Origin of the sequence: Novosphingobium resinovorum (genome assembly GCF_001742225.1) — a bacterium.
Lineage (GTDB): Bacteria > Pseudomonadota > Alphaproteobacteria > Sphingomonadales > Sphingomonadaceae > Novosphingobium > Novosphingobium resinovorum_A.
This window is the reverse complement of sequence record NZ_CP017075.1, coordinates 2818993-2836176: the sequence shown is the minus strand read 5'-3', so window position 1 is coordinate 2836176 and position 17184 is coordinate 2818993. Positions and strand designations below refer to the sequence as shown.

19 protein-coding genes are annotated in these 17184 nt (G+C 63.2%); 11 read left to right on the top strand and 8 right to left on the bottom strand.

Features of this window, described 5'->3' with window-relative positions:
• The first annotated feature begins 278 nt into the window (after positions 1-278).
• The 4 genes from rplM (at position 279) to BES08_RS34025 (ending at position 2014) form a co-directional block, all read left to right on the top strand.
• Positions 279-758 (top strand): 50S ribosomal protein L13, encoded by a 480-nt coding sequence (gene rplM / locus BES08_RS13240; RefSeq protein WP_008831262.1) that lies wholly within the window; start codon positions 279-281, stop codon positions 756-758.
• Positions 758-1276: a 30S ribosomal protein S9 gene (gene rpsI / locus BES08_RS13235; RefSeq protein WP_008831261.1), complete on the top strand. Its 519-nt coding sequence runs from the start codon at positions 758-760 to the stop codon at positions 1274-1276. Before rplM ends, rpsI begins: the two co-directional genes overlap by 1 nt.
• A gap of 183 nt (positions 1277-1459) precedes the next feature.
• A complete protein-coding gene (locus BES08_RS34030; protein WP_231958009.1) occupies positions 1460-1798 on the top strand; it encodes a PAS domain-containing protein in 339 nt (112 codons plus the stop codon).
• A 33-nt stretch (positions 1799-1831) separates the two neighbouring features.
• The gene (locus tag BES08_RS34025) at positions 1832-2014 is read left to right on the top strand and encodes a hypothetical protein (RefSeq protein WP_231958007.1); all 183 of its coding nucleotides are present in this window, start codon (positions 1832-1834) and stop codon (positions 2012-2014) included.
• Positions 2015-2019: 5 nt separating this feature from the next.
• Here the strand turns inward: BES08_RS34025 and BES08_RS13225 are convergent, their stop codons facing one another.
• Complete coding sequence (locus BES08_RS13225) at positions 2020-2385, bottom strand: winged helix-turn-helix transcriptional regulator (RefSeq protein ID WP_069708574.1); 366 nt, start codon at positions 2383-2385, stop codon at positions 2020-2022.
• A 104-nt stretch (positions 2386-2489) separates the two neighbouring features.
• Between BES08_RS13225 and BES08_RS13220 the strand changes: the two genes are divergently transcribed.
• Entirely contained in the window at positions 2490-3611 is a 1122-nt protein-coding gene (locus BES08_RS13220) for an NADH:flavin oxidoreductase (protein WP_069708573.1), read from the top strand.
• Positions 3612-4007: 396 nt separating this feature from the next.
• Here the strand turns inward: BES08_RS13220 and phbB are convergent, their stop codons facing one another.
• Positions 4008-4730 (bottom strand): acetoacetyl-CoA reductase, encoded by a 723-nt coding sequence (gene phbB / locus BES08_RS13215; protein WP_008831527.1) that lies wholly within the window; start codon positions 4728-4730, stop codon positions 4008-4010.
• Positions 4731-4859: 129 nt separating this feature from the next.
• Complete coding sequence (locus BES08_RS13210) at positions 4860-5618, bottom strand: hypothetical protein (protein ID WP_069708572.1); 759 nt, start codon at positions 5616-5618, stop codon at positions 4860-4862.
• 269 nt (positions 5619-5887) lie between these two features.
• On the opposite strand from BES08_RS13210, the gene BES08_RS13205 reads away from it, so the two are divergent.
• From BES08_RS13205 to BES08_RS34020, 5 genes are all read left to right on the top strand, one after another.
• A complete protein-coding gene (locus BES08_RS13205) occupies positions 5888-6355 on the top strand; it encodes a DUF3576 domain-containing protein (RefSeq protein ID WP_008831529.1) in 468 nt (155 codons plus the stop codon).
• 70 nt (positions 6356-6425) lie between these two features.
• Positions 6426-8945, top strand: coding sequence for a leucine--tRNA ligase (leuS, locus tag BES08_RS13200; RefSeq protein WP_008831530.1), 2520 nt, complete (start codon positions 6426-6428; stop codon positions 8943-8945).
• On the top strand, positions 8942-9442 hold the full coding sequence (lptE, locus tag BES08_RS13195) for an LPS assembly lipoprotein LptE (RefSeq protein ID WP_036525729.1): 501 nt from the start codon (positions 8942-8944) through the stop codon (positions 9440-9442). Before leuS ends, lptE begins: the two co-directional genes overlap by 4 nt.
• Positions 9443-9448: 6 nt before the next feature.
• Positions 9449-10504 carry a DNA polymerase III subunit delta gene (gene holA, locus BES08_RS13190; protein WP_069708571.1) on the top strand — a complete coding sequence of 352 codons (1056 nt, stop codon included), beginning with the start codon at positions 9449-9451 and terminating at the stop codon, positions 10502-10504.
• Positions 10505-10645: 141 nt separating this feature from the next.
• Positions 10646-12046, top strand: a complete 1401-nt coding sequence (locus tag BES08_RS34020) for a sugar transferase (RefSeq protein ID WP_008831533.1) — start codon at positions 10646-10648, stop codon at positions 12044-12046.
• 17 nt (positions 12047-12063) lie between these two features.
• On the opposite strand, the gene BES08_RS32885 is transcribed toward BES08_RS34020, so the two are convergent.
• The 5 genes from BES08_RS32885 to BES08_RS13165 all read right to left on the bottom strand — a co-directional run bounded on the left by BES08_RS32885 (position 12064) and on the right by BES08_RS13165 (position 16400).
• Entirely contained in the window at positions 12064-14001 is a 1938-nt protein-coding gene (locus BES08_RS32885) for a hypothetical protein (RefSeq protein ID WP_156799864.1), read from the bottom strand.
• Between the two features lie 33 nt (positions 14002-14034).
• Positions 14035-14466, bottom strand: coding sequence for a hypothetical protein (locus tag BES08_RS32880; protein WP_156799863.1), 432 nt, complete (start codon positions 14464-14466; stop codon positions 14035-14037).
• A gap of 110 nt (positions 14467-14576) precedes the next feature.
• Positions 14577-15104, bottom strand: a complete 528-nt coding sequence (locus tag BES08_RS13175) for an LptA/OstA family protein (protein WP_008832483.1) — start codon at positions 15102-15104, stop codon at positions 14577-14579.
• Entirely contained in the window at positions 15101-15748 is a 648-nt protein-coding gene (gene lptC / locus BES08_RS13170) for an LPS export ABC transporter periplasmic protein LptC (protein WP_069708569.1), read from the bottom strand. The genes BES08_RS13175 and lptC overlap by 4 nt, the downstream gene beginning before the upstream one ends.
• Positions 15749-15776: 28 nt before the next feature.
• A complete protein-coding gene (locus tag BES08_RS13165; RefSeq protein ID WP_008832481.1) occupies positions 15777-16400 on the bottom strand; it encodes a ribonuclease D in 624 nt (207 codons plus the stop codon).
• Positions 16401-16483: 83 nt separating this feature from the next.
• On the opposite strand from BES08_RS13165, the gene ung reads away from it, so the two are divergent.
• Positions 16484-17173, top strand: coding sequence for a uracil-DNA glycosylase (gene ung, locus BES08_RS13160; RefSeq protein WP_069709255.1), 690 nt, complete (start codon positions 16484-16486; stop codon positions 17171-17173).
• Positions 17174-17184: the final 11 nt, after the last annotated feature.

Genomic DNA, 17184 nt, shown 5'->3' with positions numbered 1-17184 from the left:
CGGCTAGGCAGCAAGCTGCCAAGCCTCCCGGCCCCCCCTCCTTCGACAAGCTCAGGATGAGCGGGAGGGCGAAGCGGAAATCTCTCATTCCCCTCCCGCTTGCGGGAGGGGGCAGGGGTGGGCAACGTCCCAACACAAACTTCACGGTATTATTTTACCTCTCTGCAATCCCGCGCATTGCTTGACTTACGCAGCCATTTCGACGATTTGGCCGCCTTCCGCGCTATCAGGGGATTCGCTCCCGTGGCTGGCGCTCGAATTATAGGGAATGACCAGCCATGAAGGCGCTCACGAAGGTCACCCGGTCGATCAAGCCGGCCGAGGTGGAGAAGAAGTGGCATCTGATCGATGCCGAGAATCTGGTTGTAGGCCGTCTGGCCGTGATCATCGCCGACCTGCTGCGCGGCAAGCACAAGCCCAGCTTCACCCCTCACGTTGATTGCGGCGACCACGTCGTCATCATCAACGCGGAGAAGGTGCGCTTCACGGGCAACAAGCTCAAGCAGCAGACCTACTACAAGCACACCGGCTATGCCGGCGGCATCAAGGAAGTCACCGCGGACAAGGTCCTCGCCGGTCGCTTCCCCGAGCGCGTGCTTGAAAAGGCTGTCGAGCGCATGATTCCCCGTGGTCCGCTCGGCCGTGACCAGATGCGCGCCCTGCACGTCTACGCCGGCACCGAGCACCCGCACGGTGGCACCCAGCCCGAAGCGCTCGACGTCGCTTCGATGAACCGCAAGAACAAGGTGGGCGCATAATGTCCGACAACGAAACCGTGCAGAGCCTGTCCGACCTCGCGGACATCGCCGGCAACGTCACCGTCGGTGACGAGACCGTGGCAGCCGCTCCCGTCTCGAACGCTCCGCTGCGCGAGCAGCAGATCGACGCGCAGGGCCGCGCTTACGCCACCGGCCGCCGCAAGGACGCCGTTGCCCGCGTGTGGATCAAGCCCGGCTCGGGCAAGATCATCGTCAACGGCCGTGACCAGGAAGTCTACTTCGCACGTCCGACCCTGCGCCTCGTGATCAACCAGACCTTCCAGGTCGCTGGCCGCGAAGAGCAGTACGACGTCATCGCCACCGTCAAGGGTGGTGGTCTGTCGGGTCAGGCCGGCGCCGTGAAGCACGGCATCGCCCAGGCTCTCGCCAAGTACGAGCCGGCCCTGCGCTCGGCCGTCAAGGCAGCCGGCTTCCTCACCCGCGACAGCCGCGTGGTCGAGCGTAAGAAGTACGGCCGCGCCAAGGCACGCCGCAGCTTCCAGTTCTCGAAGCGTTAATCGCTTTCAGAGCTTCGGCTACAAAAAGGGGTCGCGGGAAACCGCGGCCCTTTTTCGTTATGCCCAATGTGGGATGCCGAGCGCAGACAAGGCGCCAAGACTTTGAATTTCCCGACTCGGCGTTGCGTTTTACGGCATCGGTCTGGTACGCGTTTCAGCCTGCTCGGCTGGAGTTGACCTGAGATGGAAACAACGGTTCCCTCGGAACTGCGCGACTTTCTGGCATCGCTGCCGATGGCGCTGGCTCTGGCATCTATCGAGGGGGATCATCCGCTTCTGTTCGTCAATGAGCGTTTCAGCGAACTGACCGGCTATTCCAGCGACGACGTGATCGGTCGCAACTGCCGCTTCCTGCAGGGCGATACACGGGATGGGCAAGCCCATGCGAAGTTCCGCGCTTTCCTGCACAACGACGACACCATGTCGGCCAGGGCGCCGATCATCAATTTCCGGCGAGACGGTTCGGCCTTCGTGAACCTGCTCTACCTGACACGGTTGCGGGCGGAGTCGGGCGAGACATGATATATCCTGGGCTCGCAGTTCGATGTGAGCCGAGTGGAGGTCGAGCGCTTGCAGGCGTACGACAGGGATCTGGCACGGGCGCTGACCGGCCTCGGCCCCCTGAGCGTGGGGTGCGGCATTGCCATCGATGATGCGCTTGCGGTCATCGGAGATTCCGTCAGCCTGATGACGCAGGCGCATTTACGGCTGCTCGACCCTTCGTCCAGTCTGAATTGACTGGGTCAGGCCACAAGGCGCCGGTCGTACTCCACCCGGGCTTTCTCCACGTCTTCCATGTTGGCGATCGTCCAGCCGTACAGCGCCTTGAACGGAGTCTGCAACGAGCGGCCCAGCGGAGTGATCTCATACTCCACCCCGATGGGGGATGCGGCGATGACCCGTCGCTCCAGCAGGCCGTTGCGCTCCAGCCGCCGCAGGCACTGCGTAAGCGCCTTTTGAGTCACGCCTTCCAGATGACGCTTGATGCCGTTGAAGCGCATCGGTCCAGCGTCGAGCACCGTCAGCACCATCATCGACCACTTGTCGGCGATCTGGTCGAACAGCAGGCGGCTGGGGCAATCGACGGAGAAATGCTCGCATTCCGGCATCAAGGTATCCCTGGATATACTTGCGCACCATAAGGTGCCTCATTGACGTCAAGTATCCAATATATACCTAAGTGGCTCCCCCAGCAAACCGGAGTTCCTCCGCAATGACCGCAAGTGCCACCGACGTTCTGTTCAAGCCGTTCCGCATCGGCTCGCTGGACCTTCCCAACCGCATCGTCATGGCGCCGATGACCCGGGCCTTCGCCGCCGAGGGCATCCCCGGCGAGGCGCAGGCCGCTTATTACCGCCGCCGGGCCGAAGGTGGTGTCGGCCTGATCCTGTCCGAAGGCACTGTGATCGACCGCCCTGCCTCTCGCAACGATCCGGGGATCCCCTTCTTCCATGGTGAGCCTGCCCTGGGCGGCTGGAAGCAGGTAATCGATGCGGTGCACGGAGCAGGCGGCCGCATGGGGCCGCAATTGTGGCACACCGGCGCGACCAAGAGCTTCATGACCGAGTGGGTGCCCGATGCGCCCGTCGAGAGCCCGTCGGGCTACGATGCGCCCGATGTCCCGCGCGGCGAGGCGATGAGCGAGGAAGCCATCGCGGACAGCGTGGCCGCGTTCGCTCGTGCTGCGGCCGATGCAAAGCGGCTTGGCTTCGACGTGGTCGAACTGCACGGTGCGCATGGCTACCTCATCGACCAGTTCTTCTGGTCGGGCAGCAACCTGCGCACCGACCGCTACGGCGGCGCGACCATTCGTGAGCGTTCGCGCTTTGCGGCCGAAGTCGTGGCGGCGGTGCGCGAGGCGGTGGGGCCGGGCTATCCCCTGATCCTGCGCCTGAGCCAGTGGAAGCAGCAGGACTATGCCGCGCGCCTTGCCGAGACTCCGGACCTCATGGCCGACTGGCTAGAGCCGCTGGTCGAAGCGGGCGTAGATGTCCTGCACTGTTCGCAGCGCCGTTTCTGGGAGCCCGAGTTCCCGGAGATCGACGGCGAGAACGGGTTGAACTTCGCCGGCTGGGCCAAGAAGCTCACCGGTGCCACCACCATCAGCGTCGGGTCAGTGGGACTTTCCGGCGATTTCATGGCTGCGTTCGGTGGCGAGGGCTCGTCGAGCGTCGGCCTCGATCGACTCGTGGAACGCATGGAACGCGATGAGTTCGACCTGATCGCCGTTGGCCGCGCGCTCATCACCGATCCCGACTGGGTCTCCAAGGTGCGTGATGGAAATGCTGGCGAATTGAAGGGCTTCGACGCGGCAGCGCTGGGCGAACTCGTCTGACGCTTGATGAGAACAAATATGGAACATGTAGGATTTTTCCTATAGGGTGATCAGCGGCGGCACTCCTGCCGTCGATCCCTTGGAGGAAAAGCCAGTGTCGTTTGCTGACTTGTGCCTCTTCCTTGGGGCCTTGTTCGCCTTTGCCACCCTCATCCTGAAGGTGGTGGAGGTGAAGGGCCGGAAGTAGGCAACGGGTGGGGGATGCGTTGCAGCGTGTCCCCCAGACGTTCGGTTCAGGGCGTTCTGCCCGAAAACGACTAAGCCCCCGCCGTTGCAGCGGCGAGGGCTTGATCCACATGGCCACAGACCAGTGTCGTTTGCGGCGGTAACCCTACGCTTTTCGGGCGATGAGTTCAAGTTGCGCCTGTTGTTGCGCCGCCGCGTTGCCTGCCACCATCAGTACATATGCTGGCCGCCGTTGATGCTCAGCGTCGATCCGGTGACGAATGCCGCGTTCTCCGAGCACAGGAAGGCACAGCCGCGCGCAATCTCATAGGCGCTGCCGAGACGGCCGACCGGGATCTTGGCGACGATCTTCTCCAGCACCGGCGGCGGCACGGCGGCGACCATGTCGGTATCGATATAGCCCGGCGCGATCGCATTGACGGTCACTCCGTACTTGGCACCTTCCTGCGCCAGCGCCTTGGTGAACCCGTGGATACCGCTCTTTGCAGCGGCATAGTTCACCTGGCCGTACTGGCCGGCCTGTCCGTTGATCGAACCGATGTTGACGATGCGGCCCCAGCCACGCTCGCGCATGCCCGAGAAGGTCGCCTTGGCGGTGTTGAAGCAGCCGCCCAGATTGACGCGCATGACGTCGTTCCAGTCGTCGAAGCTCATCTTGTGGAGCACGCCGTCGCGGGTGATCCCTGCGTTGTTGATCACGATGTCGATCGGACCGATTTCGGACGCGATGCGCGCGCAGCTGTCCTGCGTCGCCTCGAAATCACCCACGTCCCACTTGTAGGAAGGGATACCGGTGCGCTCGGTGAAAGCGGCCGCCTTTTCTTCGTTGCCGGCGTAATTCGCGACGACGGTGTGACCGCGTTCTTTCAGTGCGAGCGACACAGCTTCGCCGATACCCCGGGTCCCGCCGGTTACAATTGCAACGCGCGCCATATGTTTAGCCTTTCGTTGTGAGCATCCACCGACGACAAGGCTATGGAAGGATTATGACGGCGGCAAGGCCGACCATTGACCTAAATGCAGCATTCTTGATTGCGGATTTTGCAATCAATATTGCTTGTATCAGAACTTGAACTGCGTTCCGACATAGACCGCCTGACTATCCTGTTTCCGGTCGGTCAGGGGGACGAGGCGTTCACGATCCTGCGAATAACGCACCCCGGCCGTCACATCGAGATTTTCGGTGACGCGATAGGCGCCGCCGAGATCGACTTCGCTGCCATCGATTGCGAATGTGCGCGGGGCCCGACCTGACGCCTTCTTCTCGTCGAGAGATATCCTCGGGCTGAAGCGCGGCTCGTCCTGCTTTGCCGTTCCCGGTGAAAGGCTGAACTTCTTGAGGTCCGGCAGTTCCGCCATTGGCCGGCTGGGCGCCTGCGGGACGAGGTTCTGCGCGAAGTTCTGGTATCCGCGCGACACGCCGAGATTGAAAGCGGTGGGCGCGATACGCAGTCGCGCGGGATCCTGGCTGATCTGCGCAAGCGGTGACCGGCCATGGACGATGATTGCCTGCGCCGCCTCGGGATCGACGCGGACGGCGACGGTCACGGCACGATCCGGGCGGTTGGGCGTGCCCGCCGGCGTAAATGGAAAAAGATCGCCTTTAGCCAGCGAACGCATTGCGATGGCCTGCGACAGGTTCTCCTGCGTCGTCTCGGGCGCCAGCGGATCGATCTGTCCCGAATTGGCCGCGGTGTCGCCCTTGAAGTCGGTGGAGAAGGCGAGCACCGCGCTGGGCAGGGCCAGCAGGGCGACACAACCCGCCAGCAGCAGGCTTCCCTTCATGCCTCCTCGGGTAGCGCCTTCACCCTCGGTACTCATCAAACGCCCCTGTCTGCTTCTCTTTGCCCCGTGGCAGACTCGCCGTGACGGGGTCTGCAAATGATGACGGTCGCAGATTAACACGTCCTGAGTGCGGGGGTAAAGACGCAGCGCCTTCCGTTCAGGACGCGCTCATCCTTGCCCTGCTTGGGACTTGGCATCGGAAAGGCGCTCTTGCCGCTGGCCCACTGGCGGTTATAGAGGCGTTTTGACGACAGGCTCGGCGTGCGCCGCGTCTGCAGCCTCTGACACCGGATTTGGGAACGAACATGAAAGCCAGCACCGACAACGGCCTCTTCACCGTGCGCACGCTGACGACCGTGGGCATCTGCGCCGCGGCGGCGCTGGCACTGGCCGGTTGCGGCGGTGGCAGGAAGAAGGAGCAGGCCAAGCTCGCGCCTTCGCAGGTCACCACCATCGGCGTGAACAGCTACCTGTGGCGCGCCAGCCTCGATTCGGTGTCGTTCATGCCGCTGCTCCAGTCGGACAGCGCCGGCGGCGTGATCATCACCGATTGGTACGTCAATCCCAAGACTCCGACCGAGCGCGTGAAGGTGTCGATCGCGATCCTCGACCAGGACCTGCGCGCCGATGCGCTGCGCGTCACCGCCGTGCGCGAAGTGGCGCAGGGCGGTGGCTGGGTCGCCGCGCCGGTCCAGGCCGCGACGGTGCAGAAGCTCGAGGACATCATCCTCACCCGTGCCCGCGACCTGCGCCGCGATTCGATCGGCGGTTAAGAATTATCGGGCGGCCCTTGCGGCCGCCCCGTTCATTTGGCGGGCCGGTCCCGCAGGAGTTTAGACAAAGATGACCGAGCGGTTCGATCCCGCACAGGCGGACACGCGCTGGCAGGCTGCGTGGGACGAAGCGCAGAGCTTCCGCGCCGACGACACTTCCGCGAAGCCGCGCAGCTACGTGCTGGAGATGTTCCCGTATCCTTCGGGCCGCATCCATATCGGCCACGTCCGCAACTACACGATGGGCGACGTGCTGGCGCGCTACAAGCGGATGAAGGGCTTCGAGGTCCTGCACCCGATGGGCTGGGACGCCTTCGGCATGCCCGCCGAGAACGCGGCGATGGAAAAGGGCGTCCACCCCGGCGGCTGGACGCGCGAGAACATCGCGAACATGAAGGCGCAGCTCAAGCGCCTCGGCTTCGCGCTCGACTGGAGTCGCGAGATCGCGACCTGCGAGCCGGAATATTACGGCCACGAACAGGCGCTGTTCCTCGACCTTTACGCCCACGATCTCGTCTATCGCAAGGAATCGGCGGTCAACTGGGACCCGGTCGACCAGACCGTGCTGGCGAACGAACAGGTGATCGACGGGCGCGGCTGGCGCTCGGGCGCGCTGGTCGAGAAGCGCAAGCTCTCCCAGTGGTTCCTCAAGATCACCGACTTCGCCGACGAACTGCTGGACGGCCTCTCCACGCTCGACAAATGGCCCGAAAAGGTCCGCACGATGCAGGAGAACTGGATCGGCAAGTCGCAGGGCCTGCAGTTCAGCTTCGACCTTTCGACCGGTGGAAAGGTGGAGGTCTACTCGACCCGCCCGGACACGATCTTCGGCGCAAGCTTCGTTGCCGTTGCCGCCGATCACCCGATCGCGCAAGGCGCGGCCGAAGGGCGACCCGAGGTTCAGGACTTCATCGCGCTGTGCAAGCAGGGCGGCACCACCGCCGCAGAGCTTGAAACGGCCGAGAAGCTGGGCTTCGACACTGGCATCACCGCGAGGCACCCGTTCACGGGCGCGCCGCTGCCGGTCTACATCGCCAATTTCGTGCTGATGGACTACGGCACCGGTGCGGTCATGGCCGTCCCCGGCCACGACCAGCGCGACTTCGAGTTCGCGACCAAGTACCGGCTTCCGATCGCGCGCGTCGTCGCGGCGAGCGCGGAGGAGGCCGACAAGCCTTTCGACGGCGAGTCCGAGGCCGGCGACGGCGTTCTGGTGAACTCCGACTTCCTCGATGGCCTGAGCGTTGCGGAGGCCAAGGCCGCCGTCATCGCCCGCGCCGAAGCCGAAGGCTGGGGTGAGGGCAAGACGGTTTGGCGCCTGCGCGACTGGGGCGTTTCGCGCCAGCGCTACTGGGGCACGCCGATCCCGTTCATCCATTGCGAGGTTTGCGGCGTGGTGCCGGTGCCCAAGAAGCACCTGCCCGTCGTGCTGCCCGAGGACGTCGATTTCCAGACGCCGGGCAACCCGCTGGTGCGCCACCCGACCTGGAAGCACGTCGACTGCCCGCAGTGCGGCCACCCGGCCCGCCGCGAGACCGACACGCTCGACACTTTCGTCGATTCCTCGTGGTACTTCCTGCGCTTCGCCAGCCAGCCTGACGACCGCCCGTTCGACCCGGCAAAAATTGCCGAGTGGCTGCCGGTGGAACAGTACATCGGCGGCATCGAGCATGCGATCCTGCACTTGCTCTACGCTCGCTTCTGGACCCGCGCGCTGGCCCGCATCGGCAAGATCGAGGTCAAGGAACCGTTCGGCAGCCTGTTCACGCAGGGCATGGTCACGCACGAGACGTATAGCCGCGTGAACGAAGCCAACGGCCAGCCGATCTACTTTGCCCCCAGTGAAGTGGACCGCACCTCCGAAGGCGCGACGCTCAAGGCCGATGGCGCCCCGATCGAGGTCGGCCGCGTCATCAAGATGTCGAAGTCGAAGAAGAACGTCGTCGATCCCGACGAGATCGTCGCGACCTACGGCGCCGATGCGATCCGCTGGTTCATGCTGTCCGACAGCCCGCCCGAGCGCGACCTGCCCTGGTCCGAAGCTGGGATCGAAGGCTGTGGCCGCTTCGTCCAGCGCCTGTGGCGCCTGTTCGCGCAGTACGACGCGGCGGCGACCGGCGAGGACAAGGCCATCGACCGCAAGGTTCACCAGACCGTGGACGCGGCGGCGCGTGACATCGAATCGCTCGGCTTCAACAAGACCGTGGCGCGCATTTACGAACTGACCGGCGCGGTGGAGAAGGCCCAGCCCTCCGCCAGCCGTTCCGCCGCGATCCGCACGCTGCTGCTGCTGGTGTCGCCGATGATGCCGCACCTTGCCGAAGAGGCGTGGTCTTCGATAGGCGAGGGCCTGATCGCCGACGCCGCATGGCCCGAAGTCGATCCGGCGCTGCTGGTGGATGACGAGGTAACCGTGGCGGTGCAGGTCAAGGGCAAGCTGCGCGATACCCTCACCGTCGCCAAGGGCACGTCGAAGGAAGACCTCGAGGCGCTTGCCCTCGCCAGCGAGAAGGTGCAGCGTGCACTCGATGGTGCGGAAATTCGCAAGGTGATCGTGGTGCCCGACCGACTGGTAAATCTCGTCGCGTGAAGGCTTTAATTGCCCTCACTGGAGCCGTGCTGCTCGCCGGGTGCGGGCTGCAGCCGATGTATGCGGGCGGCGGCAATGCCGCCGTCGCGCAGGGGCTTGCTGCTGTCGAAGTGTCCTCGATTCAGGGCAAGGCCGGCTGGCTGGTGCGCAATGCGCTGGTCGACGAGCTTGGCGTATCGGGCGCCAAGGGCGTCGCGCCGAAGTACCGGCTCGACGTGCGCCTCGACGACAAGCTGGAGAGCTTCGCGCTACTGTCGGACGATACCGTGGGCCGCGAACGCCGCACCCTGCGCGCGCGCTACCAGTTGGTGGACGTGGGTAGCGGTGAAGTGGTCCTTGACCAGACCGCAGGCTCCGACGCGGGGATCGACGTCGTCTCCTCCGACTACGCGACCATTGCGGCCGAACAGACTGCGCTGGAGAACATGTCCAAGGACATCGCGACGCGCATCGTCACCAACATCGCGCTGCGTCTGCGCGGTGAAACCGCCCAGTAACAGGCCGTGAAGGCCACTCAGAAGGAATTCGCGGGCCTCGCCCAGCGTGCTGCCCGCGATGCCCGTGTCTTCTTCTTCTGCGGTCCCGACGAATCGGGAGCCTCGGATGCGGCGGCGAAGATTCTCTCGTTTCTCCCCGACATTGGCGAGCGTGTCGAAATGTCGGGTGCAGAACTGCGCCGCGATCCGGTCCGTCTTGGCGACGAGGCCCGTTCCACTTCGCTGTTCGGCGGTGCGCGCCATATCTGGGTGCGCGCGCAGGGCGATGAGGCGCACGATGCCGTCCAGACCCTGCTGGAGAACGACGTGGAGGGTTGCCCGGTCCTGATCGTTGCCACCGGTGCCACCGACAAGTCGCGCACCGCCAAGTTGCTCGCGGCCCGGCCGGATGGCCTCGTGGCGATGTTCTATCCGCCGGACCTTGCTTCGGTAACCGCTTCGGTGCGGACGATGGCGAATGCTGCAGGGCTCAAGCTGGGCAGCGAGATCGCCGAGCGCATTGCGCGAGGTGCTGGGCTCGATACGCGACTGGCGCGCTCGGAAGTCACCAAGCTGGCGCTCTACCTTGATGCTTCGCCCGAGACGCCCCGCCCGGTCGCCTCCGGAGACCTCGACGCGATCGGCGCATCGACCGAAGATGACGATTTTTCGCCGCTCGTGGATGCCGTGCTGGGCGGCAGGCGCGATGCCATCGGTCCCGAACTCAAGCGGATGCGCGATCAGGGCATGAACCCGGTCGGCCTTCTGCTCGCCTTCGAGCGCCGAACGGCACAGCTCGCCGGTCTGAATGCACGGCTGGGCGACAGCCGCGACGTTGGAGGGTTCCTCAAGGCCGAGGCCGGCGCGAGGCGGATATTCTGGAAGGACCAGCCGGCGCTGACTGCCCAGTTGCAACTCTGGCGCGGGTATCGGCTTGAGCGGCTCGTCGCTCGATTGGTAGCGCTGCACCAGATGCTGCTAGCTAACAGTCAGAATGCCGAGCTTTTATTGGCTGACGGTCTTTTGACAATTGCAAGGTCAGCGCGTCCTAATTCGAAACGACCGACAATTACCACGTCCTGACTGAATCCGCTTTTCGGGTTGCCTCGCCAGTACATACGGGCATATACCTATTGCGTCGCAGCATGATGTCCATGCGGCGCGCGCTGAGGTTCTGATGAGGGAGGCATTCAGCGTGAGTTCGCAAGCCCGGGTGCTGCCAGCATGAACGCCCCATTTGCCGCAGGTTCACTTGCCAAGGAGCGGGCCGATCTCGACGATCTTCTCGTTGCACCTTCGCTCGAGCGTCGGCGCCTGCAGTGCTACCTCTCCCTCGTCGTCGGCGATATCGTTTCGATTTTCATCGGTTTTGCATCGACAGGTTATATTCTGGCAGGCGCGCAAGGACTTGGCGAGAGCTTGGTCCATGCCCAACTCATCCTCCCTATCTTCCTGACTCTGGCGCTTTACAACGGTGCTTATTCCACCGCCTCGCTGCAAGATGGTTGGAAAGGTGTGTTCAGGGCGCTGCTTGCGGTCGTGATCGCGATGGTTGTCGTGGTCTTCGTGCAGTTCCTGATTCGGCCCGATGCCGATGTCTCGCGTTCCGGCTTTAATGGCGGCGCGCTGGCGGCAATGGCGGTGATCGCATGGATGCGGCTGCAACTGCGCAGCTTCGTGCGGTGGCGTTGCGGCGACAACATCATCAATGAACTCATAATCGACGATGGTGGACCGCAAGTGCAGGTGCGCGGTGCGATTCGCATCTCGGCGGCAGGAATGGGCCTGCGGCCCAACCTCAACGACCCTAATGCGTTGGACCGCATCGGGCTCGTCCTGCGCAATATCGACCGCGTAATCGTGAGTTGCCCTGCAGGACGCCGCGCCGAATGGGCGATGATGCTCAAGGGCGCCAACGTCGATGGCGAAGTCCTCGACGACGAGGTCGCGCGCCTCGGCGCGCAAGGTGCGCGTGTGGTTGGCAAGCACGGGTTGCTGATGGTGTCTGCGGGGCCGCTCGGGCTACGTGATCGTGCCGTCAAGCGCCTGTTCGACGTCGCCTTCGCGGGAGGTGCAATTCTCGCCTTGTCCCCGCTTCTGGTCGTGGTTGCGCTGGCGGTGAAGGTGCAGGACGGCGGGCCTGTGTTCTTCACACAGCGCCGCATGGGTCGGGGCAACCGCTTCTTCAACATGTACAAGTTTCGTTCGATGACGCAGGCCCTGTGCGACACGAACGGCAACGTTTCGGCCTCCAAGGACGATCAGCGGATCACCCGCATCGGTCGCTTCATCCGCCGCACCAGCATCGATGAACTGCCGCAGTTGTTCAACGTGCTGCTCGGCGACATGAGCCTGGTCGGCCCGCGTCCGCATGCGACGGGTTCTCTGGCGGGCGACAAGCTCTTCTGGGAAGTCGATCTGAGGTACTGGCAGCGTCACTCGCTCAAGCCGGGATTGTCGGGTCTTGCGCAAGTACGCGGTTTTCGCGGCGCCACGGATCACGAATCCGATCTCGTCAACCGCCTCCAGGCCGACCTCGAGTACCTGGAGGGGTGGACGATCATGCGTGATCTTCAGATCATCTTCCTGACCATGCGGGTGCTGGTGCACGATCGGGCGTTTTAAAGTTCAGATCCGGACGTTTACGACTGAACCATATTTATGGTCTGCGCTTCGGCGGTGCCGACGATGGGTACGGCATACAACGATAGCGATGGCATGCTGGAATTCACCGTGCATGTGAGCATGACGGTGCCGTTCGTTGCGCTGGTGGCAAACACCGGACTTCCCATGGTCCCTAGTTGTATCGCTGCCACCGGGCTTGAGGATACAATGGACGCGACGACCCCTGTTCCAGCCGTCTCGATCAACGAGATGTCAAGTCGACATGCTTGCGATTGCCGAACCACAGAGGATGCGTCTCGTCCGACAATCTGAATGAACAGGCTGGCTGCGGCTGCGGAATTTGTCGGCAATCCCGACAGTGTCATGAATGGGGTTGAGGCTCCCGGAGTTATGGCGGTCGTGTAATTCTTGTTCACGATAGGAACCAGTGCCGACTTACCGGGCTGGGCGATCTTGATATATTCGGCTTCAAGCTGGGAGTATCCGGACGTGTTGGCGTAGAAACGTCCTTTGGTAACTCCACGACGCCTTACGGAATATCCAGACCCGCCCGCGCCATCTACGTAAGATGTCATTGCGGCGTTATCGGTATCGTGCTCGACACCCGCCGAAGTGTAATCGTAGGCACTGCCTGTCAAAGGAACGATGGTGTTGGGTGTCGTACCCGTTGCCATCAAATCTCCGAATAGTCGCATCGCTTGAGTTGTCGCTCCGCCGATCGCGGCTTTGCCCCACCTACAATTGTTGGTGCGGAACGGGCCTGTCAGGTTGATGCGCCCGTTCGAAGCCGCGATCAGGCCGTAACCAAGTTGTTCGACCCACCCGCCACCGATGGATACGTTTGAATTGGCAGCGAATATTCCACAGAACTGTGGCAACGGCGGGAATCGATCTCGTGTTTCGGCATAGTACTGACGCACATCTGCCGAGACGATATCTTGGAAATACAGGCCGATACCGAAATATTCTGACTGGACGACTCCTGCCCAGATTGCCTTGCCGCGACGGATGGATACACCGCGGGTCATTCGGACGACGGCATACTGCCAATTCTCCCCGGCCGTTTTGCTGGCGGAGAATGTGTTGGCTGAAAGGCCGCCGCTCACCCAGTTTGGCGGGACATGCCAGCCGGTTCTGCCGTCGGCGGAACGCATGACGCACCAACCGTAGCGTGGAGGTGCATCGTTATTCCACGCAATGGTATCGTGCGTGGAATCTGGGGTTCCCGGAGTAATGACGACATCGCTGGCAACGATGCCATTCCCGGAAGGGCTTCCGTTGATGTTGATATTGTCCATCGTCCAGGCACTCTCGCCCGACGAGCCGGCACCGCTTGTGCCACCAAGGTTGATCCCGCCAGTTCTAAAGCCGACGCCAACGATCTGATTGTAATAGAGTCCCCAAGGATGATTCCAGGCCGTATCGAAGAATATGCCAATATCCGCATTGGCGACGTAGACGCGCTCGATCCGGGCGATTCCCGCCGATGCGGCATCGGGGCTGCCAATCAGATAGCAGCCATCGAGATTGTTGCCATTGAGTTTTACGTCGCGGATATCATAGGACGCCTTCGGTCTCAGCATCCAGCCCTTGAATCCGGGGGCAGCGTTCAAGACGCTTTGCTTGTCTCCCGTGTTGCGATGCCCGCTTATGACAAGGTCCGTACCGTCGGGGGGCCTGATCTCGGCATTGATCTGGTAGATTGCGCCAGGCCGAAGCAGAACCGGCTTGCCAGAGTTCACTGCTTGCTGAAGCGCAGACGTATCAATCGCGGCATTGGCCACACTGCCGTCGCCGATGGCCCCGAATGATTCAGGTGTGACCCAGTTTATACGGTCTCGGACGGTTCCGCCGCTATCCATTCCGATCAGTGAAGCGCCTTTGCGCGGCGCTTTGGAAGCAAGGTTTCGGCGATGGGCTGTGTTCGCACCGCGCGCAATGATATCGATAGGCATGGATCGTCTCTCCTACGGAAAAGTTTGCGTCGGCTATTGCGCGACCCGATAGGTTAACGACCCCGAAGTCAGGGTAATCGCGAGGTAGAGAGCAGCACCGCTTTCGAATTCCTCCCACACCGGCTCACAAACATTTTGCGAGAAAGTGCCCCAGGCATCGCCCCCCAGCGTCAGGGGCTGCTGCGTCACTCCGCCATCGATAGAACGGAGCAGGGTGGCGGAACCTTGCCAGATTCCTGTCAGGGTAATGAATACCGGTCTTCCCGGCGCTGGAAGGAATGGCCCAGTCGATGTGCTGGTCGCCGTAGTGCCAGTCAGAGGTTCGGGGGTGGAAGCCGACAGCGTCGTGACCGGCAGGGGGCGGCCGTTTTCCACTAAGGACAGACTGCTGCTTTCTCCATCGGTGAAACCGATAGCGAAGGCGGTCGCATAGCCCGAAGGCATCTGGATAGGGCTGGTGGGCATTGGGGCTCCTCGGCTTGGAACGGAACCCTTATCCAGATACGCATCTCAAATTGTGTAGGAAAACGCCATTTAGGTTAAATATTCTTAATTGAGAGTAAGCCTTTGCAGGCTCAGTTCCCCTTCTGCTTCGGCACCGAGAATGTGCCGGATACCCGACCATTCGGTCCGGCCGAGGCAGAGGAGACGCCGCTATTGAGGTCCACCACCAGTCGGCCGCCACGCAGCACGTCGCCGTTGCTGCGCTTGATCGTGGCATTGCCGGTCATGGTGATGATGCGCTGGTTGAAGTCGTAGACGCCGACATCACCCGTCGCGGTTTCGTCGGGGCGAGAGACGACAACGCCACCGCTCGCGGTGATGCGCTGGATCTGCATCGAGCCTTGATTGGTAAAGTTCACCACCGTGCGCGACGCGCGCAGGCGCAGTTCGGCCTGCTTCACGTCGACGTTGCCGGACAGGATTACGCGATCCTGCTTGTCCTGCAGTTCGATGCGGTCGGCGGCATAGTCCACCGGGGCGTTGGAGTTGTGACCGTTGAAGACCTGCGCGCCCAGTTGCTGCGACCCGGCAAGGGCGGCGAGGCCCAGCACCGGCAGGACCAGTGCGGTACGGTAGAGCATGCGGGGGGCGGCGATCATTGGGGTATCCTGAGTTTGCCCGGCGTCATGCGCAGGCGGGCGTTGCCTTCGAGGGTCACGGTGCGGTTCTCGAGGTCGGCTTTCATTGAGTCCGCACGAAAGGTGCCCGTCGGCACGGTGCCATCGACACCCCCTGTACCCACGGCGGTCTGTTGCTTCACATCGATGGCCACATTGCGCGTGGTCATCTTGTACCCGTCGGGAGCGGCGAAGTTGACCGGACCATCGACGGCGATCTGCTCGCTGTCGTAGTTGTAGGCGCCGCGCGGGGCGACGATTTCGGCCGGGCCGTCGTTGAGGTTCATCAGGGCCTTGAGGCCCAGCATCTCGACGATCGGCGTGGTCGCGCTCTTCTGCACGGCGGTTCCGGCATTGACCGTGAAGTCGCGGTTCTTGTTGTCCTTGCCGCGATAGGCGGCATCGTCCGCGCGCAGGCGTTCGCTGGTGATCGCAACCTTGTTGCGGTCGAGCAGGAAGCTGATCTCGCCGCGCGGGGACAGCGGAACGAGAATCATCACGGCGGCGACAAGGCCGATACCCGCCGGGAGCACCTTTGCCAGCAGCCCGACGAGCCGATCATGCGAGCCACCGGGCGCGGCGAAGTGCCGGCGGCGGTTCTGGATCTTGATAGCTTCGACGGACATGGCGTTTCAGGTAACTCCCGTGGACGGGTCAGGCTGCTTCGTGGCTGAAGATGTCGTGGTCCGGCCAGCCTGCAAGGTCCAGCCGGGCGCGCGCCGGAAGGAAATCGAAACAGGCCTGGGCGAGTTCGGTGCGGTTCTCCCGCGCCAGACGCACCACGAGGATTTCGTGCATCGCATGCAGGTAGCGCACGTCCGACGCGGCGTAGTCCTTCTGAGCCTCGGTCAGTTCAGGGGCGCCCCAGTCGCTCGACTGCTGCTGCTTGGACACTTCCTTGCCAAGCAGTTCGCGCACCAGGTCCTTCAGGCCGTGGCGGTCGGTATAGGTGCGCACCATCTTGCTGGCGATCTTGGTGCAGAACACCGGCGCGGCGGTTACGCCGAGGTAGTGCTCGATCGCGGCAAGGTCGAAGCGGGCAAAGTGGTACAGCTTCAGGCGCGCCGGATCGGCCAGCACGGCCTTCAGGTTCGGCGCGGCGTAATCGCTGCCGGGCTTGAAGCGGACGAGGTGCTCGTCGCCCTTGCCGTCCGAAATCTGCACGACGCAGAGCCGGTCACGGGCGGTGATGAGGCCCATGGTCTCGGTGTCGATAGCGACGGGACCCGGCGCGAGCACGCCTTCGGGGAGATCTTCTTCGTGGAGATGGACAGCCATGATCCGAAAATGCTTAGGGACTGGCTGGCGGTTTCGCAATGGCGCGCGCACTGCCGCGCGGGTTTTTCGGAAAGGTTGAGGGCATGTCGGCAACACAGGACGTCCAGGCCGTTCCGGAGAGCTGGGCTTCCGCGCTGGGGCCGGTGCTTGCCACCCCCGAGGCGCGCAGGCTGGGCGGCTGGCTCAAGGCCGAGGAAGCGGCGGGCAAGGTGATCTATCCCCCGCGCGGCACCCGGCTGCGGGCTCTGGAACTGACGCCGCTCGATCAGGTGCGCGTGGTGATTCTGGGGCAGGACCCCTACCACGGGCCGGGACAGGCGCATGGCCTGTCGTTCTCGGTGCAGGAGGGGGTGAAAGTGCCGCCCTCGCTGGTCAACATCTACAAGGAACTGGCGACCGACTGCGATGTCGCCGCGCCGGGGCACGGCAATCTGGAGCACTGGGCGCGGCAGGGCGTGCTGCTGCTCAACAACGCGCTGACGGTGGAGGCCGGGCAGGCCGGTTCGCACCAGAAGCGCGGCTGGGAAGCGATCACCGACGCGGCCGTTGCGGCCGTTGCGGCGAAGGCGGAGCCCTGCGTGTTCATGCTGTGGGGCAGCCATGCGAAGAAGAAGGCGCTGAGCGTGCCGGGGCTCATGGAGAGCCATCATCTGGTGCTGACGGCGCCGCATCCGAGCCCGCTGTCGGCTTATCAGGGATTCTTCGGCTGCGGGCATTTCAGCCGGGCCAATGCGTTTCTCGCGGAGCATGGGCGCGGCACGATCGACTGGTGATTCCGGGGCGA